This is a genomic window from Flammeovirga kamogawensis (assembly GCF_018736065.1).
GTDB classification, from domain to species: domain Bacteria; phylum Bacteroidota; class Bacteroidia; order Cytophagales; family Flammeovirgaceae; genus Flammeovirga; species Flammeovirga kamogawensis.
Genome location: NZ_CP076128.1, coordinates 2183213 through 2203338 on the forward strand (window position 1 = coordinate 2183213; position 20126 = coordinate 2203338).

20 protein-coding genes are annotated in these 20126 nt (G+C 31.2%); 8 read left to right on the top strand and 12 right to left on the bottom strand.

The genetic code is table 11. The features are described from left to right. Positions 1 to 42 precede the first annotated feature (42 nt). The 4 genes from KM029_RS08660 to KM029_RS08675 form a co-directional block, all read right to left on the bottom strand. Positions 43 to 258: a cyclic nucleotide-binding domain-containing protein gene (locus KM029_RS08660; protein ID WP_205125426.1), complete on the bottom strand. Its 216-nt coding sequence runs from the start codon at positions 256 to 258 to the stop codon at positions 43 to 45. Positions 259 to 271: 13 nt separating this feature from the next. Then, positions 272 to 766, bottom strand: a complete 495-nt coding sequence (locus KM029_RS08665) for a DinB family protein (protein ID WP_144072904.1) — start codon at positions 764 to 766, stop codon at positions 272 to 274. Between the two features lie 38 nt (positions 767 to 804). After that, positions 805 to 1170 (bottom strand): DUF2200 domain-containing protein, encoded by a 366-nt coding sequence (locus tag KM029_RS08670; protein ID WP_144072905.1) that lies wholly within the window; start codon positions 1168 to 1170, stop codon positions 805 to 807. A 76-nt stretch (positions 1171 to 1246) separates the two neighbouring features. After that, positions 1247 to 1639, bottom strand: a complete 393-nt coding sequence (locus KM029_RS08675) for a nuclear transport factor 2-like protein (RefSeq protein ID WP_215586355.1) — start codon at positions 1637 to 1639, stop codon at positions 1247 to 1249. A gap of 227 nt (positions 1640 to 1866) precedes the next feature. Between KM029_RS08675 and KM029_RS08680 the strand changes: the two genes are divergently transcribed. The 4 genes from KM029_RS08680 (at position 1867) to hemN (ending at position 6347) form a co-directional block, all read left to right on the top strand. Continuing rightward, entirely contained in the window at positions 1867 to 2850 is a 984-nt protein-coding gene (locus tag KM029_RS08680) for an HAD family hydrolase (protein ID WP_144072906.1), read from the top strand. Between the two features lie 114 nt (positions 2851 to 2964). Then, positions 2965 to 3960: a helix-turn-helix domain-containing protein gene (locus KM029_RS08685; RefSeq protein ID WP_144072907.1), complete on the top strand. Its 996-nt coding sequence runs from the start codon at positions 2965 to 2967 to the stop codon at positions 3958 to 3960. Positions 3961 to 4056: 96 nt separating this feature from the next. Then, on the top strand, positions 4057 to 4863 hold the full coding sequence (locus KM029_RS08690) for a hypothetical protein (RefSeq protein ID WP_144072908.1): 807 nt from the start codon (positions 4057 to 4059) through the stop codon (positions 4861 to 4863). Between the two features lie 119 nt (positions 4864 to 4982). Beyond that, entirely contained in the window at positions 4983 to 6347 is a 1365-nt protein-coding gene (hemN, locus tag KM029_RS08695; protein WP_144072909.1) for an oxygen-independent coproporphyrinogen III oxidase, read from the top strand. Between the two features lie 57 nt (positions 6348 to 6404). Here hemN and KM029_RS08700 read toward each other — a convergent pair whose 3' ends face one another. Beyond that, positions 6405 to 7049 carry an NUDIX hydrolase gene (locus tag KM029_RS08700; protein WP_144072910.1) on the bottom strand — a complete coding sequence of 215 codons (645 nt, stop codon included), beginning with the start codon at positions 7047 to 7049 and terminating at the stop codon, positions 6405 to 6407. 252 nt (positions 7050 to 7301) lie between these two features. Next, the gene (locus KM029_RS08705) at positions 7302 to 9188 is read right to left on the bottom strand and encodes a glycoside hydrolase family 13 protein (RefSeq protein WP_158631004.1); all 1887 of its coding nucleotides are present in this window, start codon (positions 9186 to 9188) and stop codon (positions 7302 to 7304) included. Positions 9189 to 9367: 179 nt separating this feature from the next. Between KM029_RS08705 and porZ the strand changes: the two genes are divergently transcribed. Beyond that, positions 9368 to 11599 carry a type IX secretion system anionic LPS delivery protein PorZ gene (porZ, locus tag KM029_RS08710; RefSeq protein ID WP_144072912.1) on the top strand — a complete coding sequence of 744 codons (2232 nt, stop codon included), beginning with the start codon at positions 9368 to 9370 and terminating at the stop codon, positions 11597 to 11599. Between the two features lie 58 nt (positions 11600 to 11657). Here porZ and KM029_RS08715 read toward each other — a convergent pair whose 3' ends face one another. Beyond that, positions 11658 to 12026 (bottom strand): hypothetical protein, encoded by a 369-nt coding sequence (locus tag KM029_RS08715; RefSeq protein ID WP_144072913.1) that lies wholly within the window; start codon positions 12024 to 12026, stop codon positions 11658 to 11660. A gap of 240 nt (positions 12027 to 12266) precedes the next feature. Here KM029_RS08715 and KM029_RS08720 point away from each other — a divergent pair, with 240 nt between their 5' ends. The 3 genes from KM029_RS08720 (at position 12267) to KM029_RS08730 (ending at position 15603) form a co-directional block, all read left to right on the top strand. After that, positions 12267 to 12797, top strand: a complete 531-nt coding sequence (locus tag KM029_RS08720) for a hypothetical protein (RefSeq protein ID WP_144072914.1) — start codon at positions 12267 to 12269, stop codon at positions 12795 to 12797. 9 nt (positions 12798 to 12806) lie between these two features. Next, positions 12807 to 13871, top strand: a complete 1065-nt coding sequence (gene dinB, locus KM029_RS08725) for a DNA polymerase IV (protein ID WP_260412210.1) — start codon at positions 12807 to 12809, stop codon at positions 13869 to 13871. A gap of 361 nt (positions 13872 to 14232) precedes the next feature. Next, positions 14233 to 15603, top strand: a complete 1371-nt coding sequence (locus KM029_RS08730; RefSeq protein WP_144072915.1) for an alpha/beta hydrolase family protein — start codon at positions 14233 to 14235, stop codon at positions 15601 to 15603. A 6-nt stretch (positions 15604 to 15609) separates the two neighbouring features. On the opposite strand, the gene KM029_RS08735 is transcribed toward KM029_RS08730, so the two are convergent. From KM029_RS08735 to KM029_RS08755, 5 genes are all read right to left on the bottom strand, one after another. After that, a complete protein-coding gene (locus KM029_RS08735; RefSeq protein WP_144072916.1) occupies positions 15610 to 16551 on the bottom strand; it encodes a bifunctional riboflavin kinase/FAD synthetase in 942 nt (313 codons plus the stop codon). A gap of 93 nt (positions 16552 to 16644) precedes the next feature. Further along, positions 16645 to 17352, bottom strand: a complete 708-nt coding sequence (truB, locus tag KM029_RS08740) for a tRNA pseudouridine(55) synthase TruB (RefSeq protein WP_144072917.1) — start codon at positions 17350 to 17352, stop codon at positions 16645 to 16647. Positions 17353 to 17388: 36 nt separating this feature from the next. Then, positions 17389 to 18180: an undecaprenyl-diphosphate phosphatase gene (locus KM029_RS08745; protein ID WP_144072918.1), complete on the bottom strand. Its 792-nt coding sequence runs from the start codon at positions 18178 to 18180 to the stop codon at positions 17389 to 17391. A 33-nt stretch (positions 18181 to 18213) separates the two neighbouring features. Next, positions 18214 to 18453: a DUF3098 domain-containing protein gene (locus KM029_RS08750; protein ID WP_144072919.1), complete on the bottom strand. Its 240-nt coding sequence runs from the start codon at positions 18451 to 18453 to the stop codon at positions 18214 to 18216. 94 nt (positions 18454 to 18547) lie between these two features. Further along, positions 18548 to 20107, bottom strand: a complete 1560-nt coding sequence (locus tag KM029_RS08755) for an NFACT RNA binding domain-containing protein (protein WP_158631005.1) — start codon at positions 20105 to 20107, stop codon at positions 18548 to 18550. Positions 20108 to 20126: the final 19 nt, after the last annotated feature.

Consider the following 20126-nt stretch of genomic DNA (forward strand, 5'->3'; position numbering starts at 1 on the left):
AATAAACATTCATAAATGTTTCTTGAAAACTAAAACAATAAGTTACCTCCTCTCCCTTTCCTGAAAAAAATAGTTCCTAAATATACCAGAAAGAATTAGTGCTCCTTTTGTACAAACTTCTCCTTCACGTATGAAATAATCACCTTTTTTTAATCTGACAACTTTAAGAATGGATACAAAATCTTCAATTTCTGAAGTGGTAAAAGGAACAATTTCAGTCAACCTTTCATGAACGCTATTAAATATCTTCTGATCCATATCCCAATAAATATTAATTCAGCCTTTCTTCAATCTGATTTAGATGTCTTTCTGTATGATAAACAATAAAGTTTAACCAATCCATAACAGTCATATCTCCTAATATAAAATGACTATAAATACGGTTATCATTCACCAATTTATTGGACTCAATATCTTGTATCACCAACATTCTTTGAGCATCAAAAGAATCTAGAAAAGCATTTAAATTATCAAATGTTCCTTGAGGGGATAAAAAACTTGGAGAAGGGTATTTCTTCTTTTTATCATCAACAAGAATATTTTTTATTTTTTCTTCTCCGATTATCTCAGAGCTTTTATTTTTTTGGGGTGAATCTCTTGATAGAACACCTAAAATCGCTCTATCTGTCAAATAAATATGCTCTAGAATCTCTAAAATAGACCACTTACCTTCTGTTTTTTCGTCTAATTTCGCTTGAGGTAATTCTTTAGAATATAAAAGGACTTTGTTTGTATTTTCTTTTAAATTTATAATATACTGATTCATGTTTTATTTATTATCAATAGTTTGCTTCACTTAAAACATTAAGGTTTTCTTAATATTTTCTCCATCTTTTTCCCTTTTGCTAATTCATCCACAAGTTTATCTAAATATCTCACTTGCTGGGTAAGAGGATTTTCAATTTCTTGTACTTTATAACCACAGATTGACCCTGTAATAAGACTAGTTCCTGGATTTAAAGTAGCCGCTTTAAAAAAGTCTTTAAAAGTAGATTCTGCATCAATATGTTTTTTTATTTCTACAATATTAAAACCTGTCAACCATTCTAATACTTCATGAAGTTCGTCTAATGTTCTTCCTTTCTTTTCCACTTTAGTTACATAATGTGGGTATATCGAAGTAAAAGTCATTTCTGCTATTCTTTTGTCTTGTTCGGCTGTTGATTTCATAAGGTTATAGTCAATAATAAATTTCTACAAAAAACTAATTAGTAAACACACGTAATAACACAAAGCTTGTACAGTATTATGATTGAGTTTCTCCAACCTTGGTATATACTTCTTGCCAAAGAGTGATCAAATCATTCTCATCAAACTTTAACAAAAGCATTGTTTCAAAATTATCTATTGAATGATCGTTTCTAACTATTGTAGCATTCATGACTGCAACAACACGATCAGAGCTGCAAATATATTCTTGTACATCATAATTAATGGAATGAATATTAGATTTAAAATGCGTTAGAAACTCTAAATAGCGCTCATAATCTACTTTATATTCTCTTCCATTTACTTTAACAATAAATGATGGAGCAAAGCATTGAGCAATATCAGCTTTTGTTATATGTGTAGAGGATAGTAAATGCCTTTGATTCCATTTTAATATTTTTTTCGCTAAATGTTCTTTATTTTTCATCATACTCTACATGATATGGATATAATTTTAAGTCTTTGGTAAGATACTTAAAATTAACAACTCAAACCTCATGAATACCCTCAAGTTAAGACTCTTTAAAATTTGTTTAATAGATGAAGTATCCATAGTAGTAATGTTTAAAAAAATCAGATTTTGATAGTTTAAAGTTATTTGTTTGATATCAAACTTTTTAGTTTAACCGTATAATATCAAAAAATTAAATTAAAAAAATGAAAAATATAATATTTCTATTTATCATTCCTCTTGTTATTTCAAGCTGTTCTAATTCTTCTCAACAAGAAAATCTTAAAAGTTGGAATAATATCAATTCTAAAAAAGAAATAGTTCAATTTGTCAATAACATTACAAACCCCAATAGTGATCAGTTTATTCCTATAAAAGACAGAATTGCTGTATTTGACAATGATGGTACTTTATGGAGTGAAAAACCTTTATATAGTCATTTCTATGGTGTTTTTGCTAGAGTAGAAGAAAGAATAAAAGAAGACCCTACTTTAGCTCAAAAAGAGCCGTTCAAAAGTTTACATCAATTTATTATTACTAAAGATATTAAGAACCTTGGTTACTTTATGAACCAACTAGAAAAAGGTGAGTTTAACCCAATTGTTGGTGAATTAATGGGTGCTCCTTATGATGGTATGACGGTTACTGAATTTAATGAATGGAATAAAAAATTCTTTAAAACTTGGAAAAACCCTATAAAAAATAAGACCATTAATGAGTTGACCTATTTACCTATGAAGGAACTCATTACTTACTTACAAAAAAATGATTTTAAGGTATATATTTTCACTGCAGACGAAGGTGATTTCTTAAAGTTATTTTCTGAAGATTTATATAATATTCCTGCTAAAAATGTATTTGGTTCTTCTACTGCTTTAAAATACAAAAATGGTCAGCTTTATAGAACTTCAAAAGGTAGATATGTTGACAATTGGGGTAATAAAGCTGCATTAATTCATCAAACAATTGGTAAGAAACCAATTTTTGCTGCTGGTAATTCCAATGGCGATTTTGAAATGCTAGAATATGTAAATAATCAATCCAAACCTCATATGAGTTTGCTTATCCATCATACAGATGAACAAAGGGAATTCAAGTATGATAAGCATACAGAAAAGGTTCTTCCTTATGCTAAAAAGCATAATTATAATATCATAGATATGAAGAAAGATTGGTCAAAAATTTATTAATCAAAATTGAAAAAGGTTTTCCTTAATAGTAATTATGGAAGGCCTTTTTTGGTACTATCAAGATTTAGGTTTGAAAATAGTAGGTTTGGTTCATGAAAAACTTATTTTCATTTTATGAATTCATCTCAAATCCATACTATAAAAGACATTGTTAATCTGTATAAGAACACTTATCAAGCACAAAAAATTAGTGAAACGCACTTTATTGTAGATAATAAAAAAGCTAAAGGGCACATCTTTCCGATAGAGTTAGAAAAAGGGCTTTTTGCTTTTGTCATGAATATCAAATTCAATGATGAGATTCATGTTATTTATCAATATGATGAAATAGAAAACTATCATTTCAGAGGAGGGGTATTTTTATCACAAAACTTCTCAAATATCACTAAGGATAAGTTTTTTAAAAAGAAAGAAAACTTTAATGACAATGGTTTTTATATAAGTAGTGTAGCATCAAACATAAATCATAAGATTCAAAAAGGAAACGAAGGTTTCCGTATTTTTTATTTCTTTTCTAAAGAAGTAGTTGAAAAATACGTGAACAATGATGTAAAAAATTACTTTTTTAAGAATAATTCATTTTATAATTTTTTTGATGGGTTCAAAGATCTACCTCTCTATAAGAATATTTTAAAAGAACTTTTCTCCTACCCTGAAGCAAGAAGAGAAACTGCTCTTAAAATGCACGCTCATAGTTCATTTTTAATGATGCTCAACAATTTATCATCTATGTTTGAAAGTCATAAATATGATTTATCCGCATTTCATGTCGACCCTAACCTTTTGGAAACTTTACACCAGGTAAAAGACGAAATTCTTCTTGATTTTTCTACAAAGCCCAACATAGAGGAAATTAGCAAAAGACATGGTATTCATCTCAATAAGTTTGAAGAAGCATTTCAAGCTGTTTTTGGCTTTACTATTTATAATTTTTACCTCAATAAAAGAATTGAATTTGCAGAACATTTACTTGTCAGTGAGCATTATTCAATAAAAGAAATAGCTTATGATTTAGGCTTTTCTGATACTCCACATTTCTCAAGATCATTTAAAAAACAATTTTCAAAAACACCAAGTCAATACCTCAAAGAATATAAATATAGAAAATAAGCTGTAGGATTATACAACAAGAAAATATTTTGTTTCAATTTAAACAATTTTTGATTCTCTACTTTTGTGATATCAAAAAAAAAAATTGAAAAAATTATGAAAAAAGTTCTTACTGTTTCAATCCTATTATTAGTTTCATTATTAAGTTATTCTCAAGATACAAATAGCAAGCAAGAGATGTCGATCAAGGCATTAAACCCAACTGCTAAAATTTATAAATTGATATTTATGAATAACACCAACTTAGGACCTCAAAATACCAATACAATGTATGTTTGTCCTTTAATTCCCATCAATATTTCTAAAAAAATAAAGATGATCAATTTCGCTATGATTCCAATTGATACTCGAAAATCAACAGATGGAAGTATCACAGAAACATCATTAGGTAACATTCAATACTCTGCTGGTTTTATGCCTATGAAACCAATAAAAATTGGTGGTGGAGTATTTTCTCCTAGTGTTGGCCCTGCTATTCAATTAAATAGTAATACTTATAAAGAATTACATTATGATACTGATGATAGTTGGAATGTTGGTGTTAGCGTATCTGGTGCATTTAAGAAAAAAGGATTTTTAGGAGTTGTTTCTTATACTCCAACATGGGGAGTTGGTGGTGCAAAACAAGATTATACAACTCTACAATATATTATGAATTACTCATTTAAATCAGGTACAGGTATTAACATGTCTCCATTGCTTGTTAAAAATGAAGGATTTGCTGGTGACCAAAAATGGATTGTTCCCGTTGGGATTGGTGTTTCACAAATTGTTAAAACAAAAACTGCGATCTTTAATTTTGCCGTAAGCTGTTACTATAATGCCGTTAGACCTGTTGAAATGGCTGATAATAAGCTACAACTGCAAGTTAAATTTTATATTATGCTTCCTTCTAAAAAATAAGATGAAACTAATGATATTGAACTTTGTTAATAAAAAACAAAAAAGTGTAGACTTTCATCATCAAAAATAAGTGACCTATTACTTAAATTTACGTAGAAATTTCTCAGTTAAATTGAATTATGGAAAATAAATCGCTTGTCAGAAAATATAATGTCCCAGGTCCAAGATACACTAGTTATCCAACTGTACCCTTTTGGGACAATGATCCAACAATAGAAGAATGGTGTCAGCATGTTTCAGATGCTTTCAAAACAAGTAATTCTAAAGATGGTATCAGTGTTTATATCCACCTTCCATATTGCGAGAAATTATGTACTTTTTGTGGTTGTAATAAAAGAATTACTATCAATCACAGTGTTGAAGATTCTTATATTGATGCTTTATTAAAAGAATGGCAAATGTACATTGCTGTTTTTGGAGAAGAACGTCCACGTATAAAAGAAATTCACCTTGGTGGCGGTACTCCTACTTTCTTCAGCCCCGAAAATCTTCAGCGTTTAATTAATGGCATTTTCACATCTGCTGATAAGTGTGAAGATGCTGAATTAGGATTTGAGGCCAACCCTGTCAATACAACAGATGAACACCTTAAAGCGTTATTTGATGTTGGATTTACAAGATTGAGTTTAGGTATTCAAGACTTTGATCCAATTGTACAAAAAGCTATTAATCGTGTACAATCTTTTGAGCAAGTTGAACATGTTACTAATAAAGCAAGAGAGATCGGTTACACTTCTATCAACTTTGATTTAGTATTTGGTTTACCTTTCCAGAAGCTAGCGTGCGTTAAAGAAACAATTGAGAAATCTAATTCTTTACGCCCTGATCGTATCGCTTATTATTCTTATGCTCATGTACCTTGGACTGCTCCTGGTCAAAGAGGCTTCTCTGATGACGATTTACCATCGAATGATGAAAAAAGAGCCTTATATGAAGTAGGTAAAGAGATGTTTGAAGAAGCCGGATATGTTGAAATTGGTATGGATCACTTTGCTTTACCAACAGATGCATTAGCTATTGCTGCCGATAATAAAGTATTGCATAGAAACTTTATGGGGTATGCTCCTACTTATACAAAACTGATGGTCGGTTTAGGTTGCTCATCAATCTCTGATTCATGGACTGCATTTGCACAAAACCTTAAAAAAGTAGAAGAGTATAAAAAAACCGTAAATGAAGGGAAATTACCTATTTATAGAGGACATATTCTTTCTGAAGAAGATTTATTGGTAAGAAAACACATTCTCAATGTTATGTGCCATTTTGAAACTTCTTGGGATGAGGAAACTTCACAGTTGCCTTTATTCAAAACATTAGCAGAAAAACTTGAAGAAATGATCAATGATGGCCTCGTTCTATTGGGTGAAAATCATCTAGAAGTAACAGAAAAAGGGCGTCCTTTTGTAAGAAATATCTGTATGACTTTAGATGCAAGAATGCTTGTTGCGAAGCCTCAATCAAGAATATTCTCATCTACTATTTAGAAGAAATAATAGATGATTTTAAAACTCTAGTCTGCAATGTTAGGCTAGAGTTTTTTTTTATATTTTTTCTAAAACCATAAGAAGTTCGCTTAGCATCATTGCTGTTGCTCCCCAAACAGTATGTCCATCAACATCAAAAGCAGGAGTTTTATAATCCATACCACTTTTAAGTTTAAAAATATGCTCTTTGTGGTTATCAATATTTTGAATATGATCTACATGAGTTTCTACAACTTTATCTACTTCATAATCATCCAAAGTATAATCAAAGACCTCTTTATATCTTGCTACAACTGGTAAAACGTGCATATTAGAAGGTGGAATATATAAATCTGATAACGTCCCAATAACATCGGCTCTATCAACTGTAATTCCTATTTCCTCATGGCACTCTCTTAATGCTGTATATATTAAATCTTCATCTGTATCATCGTATTTTCCGCCAGGAAAAGCCATCTGACCACTATGCACTCCATCATAAGAAGGACGTTGTATTAATGGAAAAACCCATGTATCACCTACTTCTTTTAATAAAATAAGTACAGCTGCTTTGCGTGCATCTTCTGGAACTTTTAATGGTGTAATATCCTGTCTATGTTGAGACGACATTTTTTTATGAGCTGATCTACCTGGCTTATCTAATTTTAATACTTCTTCTAACTTTTGATCCCAGTTAGTGACCACTCCTTTTGAATATTTCATTTTGTAATTTCTTTGATAGCAAATCTGAAAAATAAATTTCTAATTTAAAGAATTTAAGTTACTACATTTTAATCTATTAAATCAAAAGAAAACTTTAAAGTCTGTATTATAAACGAAACACATAAAGCTTATGTTTACCATTTTCTATATTTTAAATTAAGGTCACTCCTTTGTTATTTAATAGATTTTAAACATAAAAAAAGCCTCTTATTACATAATAATAAGAGGCCAATTCTATTAGAGAATAAGTAATTATTTAAGCTCTAAAATATAAGCAGTCTTGGCTGGAACTGATATTGATTTAGTTACATCAACAGACTTACCTGTCAATACATCTTTACCAGATTTAAACCCGCTAAGAACTTCTTTAAAACGTTTTACATCAAAAGTTTGTGCTTTTTCATTGTTATTAATTACAACAAATACAGTTTGTTCTTTTGTATAACGAGCATACACATAAACTTCATTAAAAGGTACCCAATGTTTTAATTTACCTTCAGCAATTGCCGAAGACGTTCTTCTCCATTGTAGTATCGTTCTCATGTAATTAAAGTAATCATTTTCCTGTTTAGTTCTACCTTTAGCTGTAAACGCATCACGCTTATCGCCAGGCCATCCACCAGGAAAATCTTCTCTTAAATCACCATGATCACCACCTTTAGACATCAAAATTTCTGTACCGTAGAAAATTTGAGGAATACCACGTGTAGTTAATAAGAAAGATGTTGCTAATTTCATGTTAGGTAAGTTTTTACCAAATACGCCATACGCTCTATCTACATCGTGATTGTCTAAAAATATTTTATTTTGAATAGCATTGTCATATAAGAAATCCTCTGTAAGTGTTTTGTATAATTCTGTAACACTCCAGTGGTTTCTCCAAGTTCTATTTACAGCATCCCAAACTGGAAAATCAGAAACAGATTTTAAAGTAGAAACAAAACCATCACGGTTATTACCACCAGCTTTCCAATACGATTCCCATGTTGCACCTGGTAACCACGTTTCTCCTACAATATAAAAGTCTGGATATTCATTTAATACATATGATACCCACTCAGACATCATTTCTTTTTTGTTGTATGGATATGTATCCATTCGAATACCATCAATACCTGCATATTCTATCCAGAATACACTTGCTTGCATTAAATATTTTGCTAAATATGGGTTATCTTGATTAAGGTCTGGCATGTGTGTATCAAACCAACCATCAGACATGATTTTCTTATCGTAATCAGATGCATTTGGATCAGATAGTGCCTCACCTTTATAATTTGTTTTTGTAAACTCATCCCACTGGTGAATCCAATCTTTTGCTGGTAAATCCTGCATCCATTTATGGCCATTACCAATATGGTTAAACACTAAATCCATAACAACCTTCATCTTTTTGCTATGTGCTTGAGTGACCATATTTTTGTAATCAGCATTTGTACCGTGGCGTCCGTCTGCTTTATAAAAATTTGTAATTGCGTAACCATGGTAAGACCATTCAGGTTGGTTATTTTCCAAGAAAGGAGTTAACCAAACAGTTGTTACACCAAGGTCATTTAAATAATCTAATTTAGAAGTCACACCAGCAATATCGCCACCATGTCTACCACCTCTAAAAGAACGATCTGCTTTTTGAGATAAATCATCTTGAGAGTCATTACTAACATCTCCGTTAGCAAATCTATCTGGCATAATTAAGTACATTACATCTTTAGCTGTAAGTCCTTGGGCCTTTATATCTTTGTTTCTTGCTTTAAGTTCAAAATCATAAGATAATTTACCTGCTTTAGAAGTAAATGTAATTGGATATTTACCTGGTTTAACCCCTGCAATATTCAAATCTAAAAATAAGTAATTAGGATTATCTTGTGTATTTAAACTAGAAATCGTTAATCCTCCTTCTACATTAACTGTAGATGATGCAATATTCTCACCATGAATAACCAATAAAACTGTTTCAGATTTCATACCTGCCCACCAGTATGCTGGCTCTACGTTGTCTAGTTTTACAACGTCTGCAGGTTTAGCTGTAGTGATCTTTGCTTCAGTAGGTAAAGTAGATTTTTGTCCTTCTTGTGGAGCGCAGCTGATTCCTAAAAAGAGAATAGAAATTACAGCCAAGCTAGACTTTAAAATGTTCATAAATATATTGTCGTTTAACATTTTCATACGTTGCAAACATAACTTTATTAATCATCATTTAAAAACAAGCACAAACTTCAACCGTTTGCATTAGATTAAATTTAAAAGTTTTCTACTATTTTTAGATTATAAGCATATTGCAATTGCTAACTTGCTATGTCAAAACGAAAAACTTCTTCATGAAAAAGACATCATATATATTCTTTTTATATCTACAAATAGTTCTTTTATCCTTTTCATTAAACGGACTTTGTCAAGAAGATAACATCCCTGTGAATACATGGCGATCTCATCTAAATTATAGTAATGCTATTTCTGTTGCAATTGCAGATAATGAAGTATTCTGTGCTTCTAATAATGCTTTATTCTCATACGAAAAAGCTTCTGGTATTATTTCTACAATATCGAAAGAAGATGGATTGAGCGATTCCGACATCCTTACATTAGGTTATGCAAGTCCATCAGACCAATTAATTGTACTCTATAAAAACGGAAATATTGATTTTATATCAGAAACTGATATAGTAAACATGCGTACGGTACTTAATTCTAATTACCCAAATAAAGAATTTTATGGGTTGAGAATGGACAAACAATTCATGTATATATGTGCTAGTTTTGGTATTGTAAAAATTAACACTGAAAACTATATTATTGAAGAAACCTATGATTTTATTGGTGAAAATGGTACCGAAAATGCCGTTTATGATATCTCTCTTTCTTCAGACTCACTTTATATTGCATCTGCAGAAGGTATTAAAAGTGTTGCCGATAACGAAAATACAAACAAGCAAGACTTTTCTAATTGGAAGCTAATTCTTCCTATTAAAAACGCTACTAAATCAATTTTATATACAGATAATGGTATTTATTATACTGACGATAATTTAAATCAGTTAATAAAATTTGAAAATAATACTTCTAGTTCAATCTTTTCTTTTGGTTCTGAAACAGCTTACAAATTAGATTTTTGGGGTGAAGATATTGTTTTACCAATTTCAACATCACTCAAAATTATTGACCCATCTGACAATGTAAGCACATGGGCAGACCCTAAATCTCCCAGTCCAAGACAAATTCTTGATGATGAAGATGGAAAAGCTTGGATTGCAGACAATATTAATGGTTTAATTAGTGTATCAGAAAATGCACAAGAAATTGAAGGTTACGCTCCCTCTGGACCATTATATCCAACAGCTTATCAAATAATAAATGCAGGTAAACTAATTGCTATCACGCCAGCAGAAAATAATAATGTTCAAGTAGGTTCATTTTCAATCTTTAAAGATGGCCAATGGAAAAATTTCACTTCTTTAGAAAGAACAGGAAGTATATCAATTCAAAATACAGCCCCATTATATGGAATAGCCTATAATGAGTTTGAAAATAAAATCTACTTTGCATCGGATGGGGATGGCTTATTAGTTTATAATATTACTGATGAATCTACGGAACTAATAAAGAAAGAGCTCCTTGTTGATGGAAATTCAGAAGCACATATCAAGAGTTTATCATTTGATCAATACGGAAACCTTTGGACATCGTCTCCTGGATGGGTACATTATAGAAACGCTGAAGGTGAATGGCAACATGCTAGAGATAGTAAATTATCTTCTGGTGCAATATCCACTCAAAACTCATTGCAAAATGATACTTGGTTTGTACTACCGAATAACAGATTACTGGTTTTTAAAGACAATAGTTCACGATATATAAATACAGACCAAACCAATGGAGGTTTACCAAGTGCTACAGTTTATACTTTAGATTTAGACAGAGTTGGCAGTATGTGGATTGGTACAGAAGATGGTGCTGCAGAATATTATGGAATATCTCCGGTAGAAGCTGGTAATTTCGCAGTTTCTCTTCCTAGATACGATGGCTACCCTTTATTAAGAGGAGAAAAAGTACAAACAATTACTACCGACGGGGGAAATAGAAAATGGATTGGTACAGGTCGTGGTTTATGGCTATTCAGTAAAGATGGAGGTACATTATATGATTACTTTACTGTAGAAAACTCATCATTATTATCTGATAATATAACTTCTTTAGCAGTTCAACCTGAAAGTGGGGAAGTTTTTATTGCCTCTGACAATGGCATTGTTTCTTACAGATCTGACGCTACTGACGCGACTTCTCAATTTAAAGATGTAAAGATATTTCCAAGTCCCGTAAGACCTAATTACCAAGGTGTACTTACCATAACAGGGTTAGCAAAAGATGCGAGTGTAAAAATTACCGATTCAGCTGGTAATTTAGTTTGGGATGGTCAAGCTTTTGGTGGTGGGGTATCTTGGAATCTAAGATTAAACGATAATCAAAGACCAAGTTCTGGTGTGTACTTTGTATTTGCTACTGATTTTGATGGTAATGAAAAGTATGCAGGCAAATTTGCTGTAATTAGATAATGACCTTTAAGCTAAAAACTAAAAAATCCTCATTGAATTTAATCAATGAGGATTTTTTTTAACCAGCTTTTCCACAAGAAACAAAATCTTGATCTGTAACTTCCAGACTATTTATATCTAGAATAAATGGCGGTATTATTGAAATAACAAGGCCATCACATGCTATTATCTTTGTTCCACTTGCTTTAAGAAACATATCTCCTTCCTTAGCTTCTGATGTAGGGTAATAGCTCCACATCCCTCTTATATATTCATTTGTAGAAGGAATATACCCCTCAAATGTTAGGTCTGAATGGTATATGTACAACGTGTTACCATCAGGTGATAATAAAACTTGGTCAAAATTTCCTCCTTTTGGTTCAATATCATTTGATGAACAAGAAAAAAACAACGCTGATGTTAATAAAAATAGTAAAAATGCTTTCATGATTATCTGTTTAATACAAAACAAATAAAGTGATAAATCACTACATATATTAGCAAAAAAAGTTAAAGAGTTTCAAGGGTTGTGTATTTTACAAGAATTTATCAAAACAAAGCATAATAAGACTTTAATGACTGATTATAAAACCATTATATCTCAGTTAAAAAGAATAATTTTAACCTTATTACTATAAGAAGTATATTTATTAAAAATAGATATTTCCCATTTTTTCAAAAAATCAATATGAGTAAAAAAGTACGAATGTGTTACCCGTATTTAAAAGAAACGAGTTTTAAATGCGATTTTGAAATAGAGACAGATTCATTAGCAAGTCACATTGGGTACGCCTATTCAAAAGCATCAAAATACCCTGAAATGATCAAAGAGTTAACATGGCTTTGCGAGATGGCATATCATGTAAATGGATCAATCAGAGGGAAATTAGCTGTTACTGATAATGATATCACAAAAGCTATTGCAATTCATGATAAATACCAAGAGTTGGTTAGAGAAGAAACAAAAATGTTCAGTTTACCAATTGGTTGCGAATTAGCTGGAATATTAAACTTATGCCGTTCAAAGAGTAAAAATTCTACTAGATGGGCATACAAAATACAAAAGTTTGAAGATGTAAAGGTAGACAAGTTAGTTACGGACCTTCTAAATACTTTTGCAGACATATTTTTTGTCATGTCAGTTTATGCCAATAAAATGGAAGATATTCCTACTATTGAATTTGTATCTAAAAGCTACGACGTTCGCTTTTTTGATTAAGCTTTTACCTTGAGAAAAATTATTCATATTGATATGGACGCTTTCTTTGCTTCAATTGAACAAAGAGATTTCCCTCATTTAAGAGGTAAACCTGTTGCTGTTGGTGGAAGTAGAGAAAGGGGAGTTGTGGCTGCTGCAAGCTACGAGGCTAGAAAGTTTGGCGTTAAATCTGCCATGCCTTCTGCTTTAGCTTATAGAAAATGTCCGCAAATTATTTTTACACGACCTCGTTTTCATGTATACAAGGATGTATCGGTACAGATCAAAAAGATTTTTTATGAATATACAGATTTAGTTGAACCCCTTTCTTTAGATGAGGCTTATTTAGATGTAACTGAAAATAAAAAAGGAATTCAATCTGCAACTCAAATTGCTTTAGAAATCAGACAAAAAATTAATGATAAACTAAATTTGAATGCGAGTGCAGGTATTTCTTATAATAAGTTCTTAGCAAAAACTGCTTCTGATATTAATAAACCTAATGGACAAGCAATCATTTTACCCGAAGAAGCTGAAGCATTTTTAGAGCAATTACCAATAGAACGTTTTTATGGAATTGGTAATGTAACCGCAGACAAAATGAAAAAGCTAGGTATATATAAAGGTAAAGATTTAAAAAGTTGGCCAATTGAACATCTTAATGACACATTTGGAAGTACTGGAAAATACTACTTTCACATTGTTAGGGGAATTGATAATAGAAAAGTAAAAGCACATAGAGAAAGAAAATCTATAGGTGCAGAACGCACTTTTTCTAAAGATATTGCTGATGTACAAAAAATGAGGGAGCACCTATTAAAAATTGCAGATATACTTTGGGAAAGAATATTAAAGTCTAGTAAAAGTGGTAAAACTATTACTGTTAAGATTAAACAACACGATTTTGAGATGCATACAAAAAGTCGTACTTATGAGAACCTCATAAAAAATAAATCGTTTTTAATAAAAGAGGCTTTAACACTCTTAGAGGAGCTAAATCCTCAAACATTTAATGTAAGGTTACTCGGTATCAGTATTAGTAACTTAGGAGAACCTGGAACTGAAAATGAATCTGAACAACTAAAGTTGTTCTAAACTAAAAAATAACTTGCAAGTGCAAACGCAAGGAAGTAGCCTAGTAATAAGCCTACTAAAATACCTAAACCAAAGGTATTATTACCTGAAACAATTCTTTTTATATAATGAATCATGAAATCTATAGTTCAGAGATGGAAGTTTATATTTACGTATGTTAACGTAAAACTAATCATTAATATTTATTTAAAAAAGTTTAAATTTATTTATAAATGAAATTAAATGACCGAGTTTGTAAATTTACTTTGTTAAGTAATTAATTATTTGACAACTACCATTTTGTTTAACACAAAACAAAGTTAATATTTTTTCACAAAAAAATTAGTACTAACAAAAAAACGTCAATAAAAATACTTTAAATATGACTAAAAAACTCTTTGTAATAACTCTATTTTTCTTATTATCTATTACTAGCTATAGCCAAAACTTAGTAGGACCATGGACTGGAACATTAACCGTTCAAACAGGTAAAATTGATATAATATTTCACATTACTCATAATGGTCAAATATTCCAAGGGAAAATGGATGTACCCGTACAAAACTTAAAAGGTATACCAATACATGAAGTAAAATACCAAGAACCATTTATCACCATTAACTTACCCAATTTAGGTATTAAATATACTGGTCATGTTTTAGATGATGAACATATAGAAGGTAAGTTTGAACAAGGTGGCTTTTCGTTTCCGATGACACTTTATAAAGATCTTGAAATAGAAACTCCATTAAAAAAGCCACAAGAACCACTTCCTCCATTTCCTTATGTTTCTAAAAACATAAAATTTAAAAATGAAAAAGCTAATATTCTTTTAGCTGGAACTTTTACTAGACCTATAGATGTAAAAAAGTATCCAGCTGTTATTCTTATTTCCGGAAGTGGACCACAAGATAGAAATCAAGAAATTCTTGGGCATAAATCGTTCTTATTATTGGCTGATGAATTGACTAAAAAAGGTGTAGCAGTATTACGTTTTGATGATAGAGGTACTGGAGAATCTAGTGGTAACTTTAATTCAGCATCTACATTAGATTTTTCAACAGATGTAGAAGCTGCTTATGAATACTTATTATCAAGAAAGGATGTTGATCCTACTAAGATTGGTTTATTAGGACATAGCGAAGGTGGTACAATTGCTGGAATTGTAGCAAGTGAGAATAAAGCTATTGATTTTGTTGTGTTAATGGCTTCGCCTGGTTTAAGAGGAAAAGAATTGATGCTTCATCAGAAAGCATTAATTGAGAAAAAAGGTGGTGTTCCAGATAATATAATTGAACGAAATCAAAAGATTTTTAGTGAAGCATATTCAATAGTAATAAATAATGAACAACCATTGTTTGATAAATTAGCAGATTATTTACAACATCAATTTGATCATCAATTAAATGATCAACAAATAAATAACCTCGCTAAAACATTCTCCTCTAATTGGATGAAAGAGTTTATTAAACTTGACCCAGCTACTTATTTTTCTAAAGTTACTTGTCCAGTTTTGGCTTTAAATGGCACTAAAGACGTTCAAGTTATTGCTAAAGAAAATTTGGATGCAATTTACAATGCTCTGACAGAGGCGGGGAATACAGCTATTGACATTGAAGAAATTGAAGGCATAAATCACTTATTTCAAGAATGTGAAACAGGTTTACCAAACGAATATGGAGAAATTGAACAAACTTTATCTCCTGTTCTACTAGAAAAAGTAACCACTTGGATTACATCAAAAACAAAATAAGTCTATCTACATAGAAAGTGCTGTAATGGCACTTTCTTTATCAAGATGTAATTGTTCGATAAGCATTTCTACTCCATCAAATTTCATCTCAGGTCTTATTCTCTTAATAAATTCTAGCCTCACTTCTGCACCATAAATATCTTCGTTAAAATCAAAGATATTTACTTCTACTGTTTTCTTAATACCTTCTGTAACTGTGGGTCTGTTACCAATATTAAGCATACCTTTATATTTAACACCTTTAAAGTAGAGGTGTACAGCATAGACTCCTTGATGGGGAAGTAATTTAAAGCTATCTTTTAATTGAATATTTGCTGTAGGAAACCCTATTTTTCTACCAATTTTATTACCATCAACCACTATCCCTTCTAAAGAATAATGATAACCTAAGTATTTTTCTGCAGTAAATAGATCACCTTCTTCTATTAATGCTGCTCTTATAGCTGTTGAACTTACTGCTGCATTTTCTATTTCTTGTTTGGTTATTTCTTCAACTTCGAACCCAAATTCTGCTTGGTGCTCTTTTAAATAATCAAACCCTCCTTCTCTATTTCTACCAAAGCGATGATCGTATCCAATCACTAATTTGGTCGTATTAATTTTATCAATAAGTATATTTTTCACAAATTCCATTGATGTGAGGTGAGAAAACTCCTTATTGAACTCAATAACAATTAAATGATCAATACCCTCCTGTTCAAGTAGAGCTATTTTTTCATCTAAGTTGGTTAATAATTTAAGTGATTTATTCGCAATTTCGGGTTGTAAGACAAACCTAGGATGTGGCCAAAAGGTAATCAAAACCGTTTCTGAATTATCTTCTCTAGCCGTTTTTCTTAGGTGTGCAAGAATTTGTTGGTGTCCATAATGTACTCCATCAAATGTTCCACTTGTAACTGTTGCTCTTTTAAGAGGCGTAAAATTGTCTATTCCGTAATGTACTTTCATCAACTAAAAATAAATTTCTATTCGAAAGTTATTCAAAAAAATATAGTAAAGAAAAAGAGTTACGAAATTGCTTCATAACTCCTTTATATAATGCTATTTAGAATTCTCTTCTTCCTCTTGGTTACTTCGCCATTCTCGAATTACCTCAATCCATTCTTCTACAGATTTGGCATCTTTGACATCGTATTCACCAATTTTAGTTCTACGCAAACCACTCATGTATGCACCAACACCTAAGGCATCACCAAAGTCTTTAACAAAGCTTCTTACATAAGTTCCTTTAGAACAAACCATTCTAAATTGAATTTTAGGGAAGTCGATTTTTGTAATTTCTAATTCACTAATTTCTACTTCTCTAGGGTCGATCTTTACTTCTTTCCCTTTACGAGCATGTTTATATACACGAACTCCATTCACTTTTATAGCTGAGTGCATTGGAGGAACTTGCATTATTTTACCCGTAAACTGAGGTAATAAATCTAGAATATTTTGTTCTGTGATATGAGAAATATCTACTTGATTCTCTACTTCTGTCTCCAAGTCATAAGAAGCAGTAGTAGCACCAATTACCATTTCTCCTTCATATTCCTTTATTTTACCCTGAATTTGGTCTATCGTCTTTGTACTTTTCCCTGTACACAAAATCAATAAACCTGTAGCCAAAGGATCTAAAGTACCGGCATGCCCTACTTTTTTCACCTTCATTTCCCAACGCAACTTTTTCACTACACCAAAAGAAGTCCATTCCAATGGTTTATCTACCAACACCGTCTCGCCGGCTACAAAATCAAAATCTTGCATACGTTTAAAAATCAAATGCTATTTAAAGCACAATATTTAATTTATTAATGTATATATAATTGCTATTGAACCTACTACTGCACACCAAATAGAGAACCACATTAGTTTTGCTTTCTTTACTAATGAAATCATCCATGTACAAGCCACAATACCTGTTACAAATGCTGTTATAAAACCAACAGTCATTGGTACTACTTCAAAAGAAGATGAAAAAGCACCATCTAAAATATCTTTTGCAATTTTTCCAAATATCAATGGAACAACCATTAAAAAAGAAAAACGAGCAGATTTAGATCTGTCAATTCCTAATAAAACTGATGTTGAAATTGTAGCTCCAGATCTTGAAATACCAGGAAGGATAGCAATAGCTTGTGCAATACCAATAATGATTGCTTCTTTATAGCCTACATTCTTTTCTGTATTCTTAGCTTTATCTGCAAGAATAAGGAGAATTGCAGTTAATAATAACATACATCCTACCAGAAGAACAGCACCCCCAAAGAATTTTTCTATTTGATCATTCAAGAAAACTCCTACTAGTGCAGCAGGTATCATTGAAAGTACAATTTTTAAAGAAAATTGAGTTTCTTCGTTCCATTTAAACTGAAACAGTCCCTTTAATATTTCTAGAATATCTTTTCTAAAAACAACAACTGTAGATAATGCTGTTGCAAAATGAAGTACGACAGTCATCATCATACTCTCCTCTGCCATACTAGTGTCTCCTAAAATAGCTTTTGCTAGTTCTAAGTGTCCACTACTACTAACAGGTAAAAATTCTGTCAATCCTTGGACAATACCAAGAACGATAGCCTCAAAAATGCTCATTTGATAGTATAAAAATTGTTAGGTTTAGTTGTTTTAGCTTTTTGGGCTTTGCTCAGAACTGCTCCCTTGAGGTTTTAATAAAATAGCATAGAAATTAACACCAAAACCAGCCATTGTTACAATTGGTCCAACTGTTAAACCTAATGCTCCAAAACCCATAGGTGCACTTTCTAAAGACATGATAAAGAAGCCTAAAGCAATCATACAAATACCGATTAGCATCCACATGTAATTCTTTTTTCCAAAGGCCAAATGTTCTTTTTTATTGCTCATTTTGTAATATCTTTATTTATTTGATCTGCAATTTAATAGTCTCTGAACACTTTATTGCAAAAACTTTTAAGTATAAAGAGAAATAGAGTGTTAACTACGTTAAATTCTCTGAAAATGGAGCCGGTTCTATTAAAACTACACTCTCCTTATCTACTACAACAAGTCCAGCGGGGTCTCCTTTTCTTTTTCTTACAAACTTTTTAGGCGTGTAAATAACAGGGCAAAGTGTATCTGTTTTTCTTTGAGAATAATATGCCGCAATAGAAGCCGCTTTTTCTATAACATTAATAGGAAAAGTAGGCTGCTTAGATTTCCATTTTACAACTACATGAGAACCTGCAACATCTCTAGCGTGTAACCAAAGATCTCTTTTATGTGCAAATCTTTGAGTTAATAAATCATTGTTTACAGCATTTTTCCCAACCCAGATTTCAAACCCTTTATATTCAAATTTTCTAAACGGAAAAACAGGCTCATTTTTTTGTAATTTTTGTAACCCATTGTTCTTAATATATTTCCTAATCTCTCTAACCATTTCTAGGTCATTTAATGCATCACGGTGAGTCTGAAGACGTTTCATTTCTTCTTCTTTTTCGTTGATGTTTTCTTCGAGATTTCTTACTTCTAATTTTTGGTTTTTAGCCTTCCTATAATAAGTTTCAGCATTCTTTTGAGGTGTTTGAAATTCATTTAATTTGATTACGATATCTTTATCAGTATAAAAATCAAATAATGTAATTTTTTTAGTTCTTGCTGGAATAGCATGTAAATTTGCCATTATAATATTGGCAATTTCCTCAAAGCGTGCACTTTCTGTCAATTCTTCAAAACGTGCATAATTTTTCTTGAGGTAACTTCTAGATTGTTTTAATCTTTTATCAATTTCTCGTAATAAAGGTCCTCTTTCTTGCTCTACAAAAAAGCGTTTTGAGAACCTATAGAAAAATTCATTGGCAGCCTCAATAGCATTATCTGTTTCAAAAAGTGTTGTACCTTGTTCAAAAAGTAGAAAGTGTACTTGCTCATTTTCTTCGACAGTATAATACTTGGGGTTTTCTAATTTTGAGATCATTGATGAAAGCATACCCCATTGCTGTTCCTTATCTGCATCTTCCCAGCCATTTTTTACTAAATAGGCTAATGCTTCTTTTCCCAAAGTTGGGAATGTACCTCGTAATCCATTTTCAAAAAAGCCTTCCTTTGTCTGATCTAAAGAACGGTCTAATTGAGAAACATCCATATTCTGATCTTCAATATGTCGTTTCTGAAAAATTGTGACTACCTCACCTTCATGAATCAAAAGAATATTAGAACGGTTACCATACATTTTAAATAAGATTCCCCAGTTATTGGTAAGCTTAATTAAAAAAGCACGTTCATTTTTATATTGGATAATATCTTCAACTTCCTCATCAATCGCTTCCTTAAAAAGGTCAATACTGTTTACCTTCTTTCTTTGATAATCCAAAGGAAAAGTAAGCAAATTAAAATTTGGAATTAAAGACGCACGTATCCACTGTTCTCGACCACCTTTATAGAAACCGATCATCAATTCATCTTTGGATTGACTAAAACAAGCCCCCAAAGTCATCCCTACTAAATGTTCTTTTAAAGAACCACTCAGTTGTCTTAAAAAGTAATAGTTGTTGAACATAATATATTTTTTTTCAGAA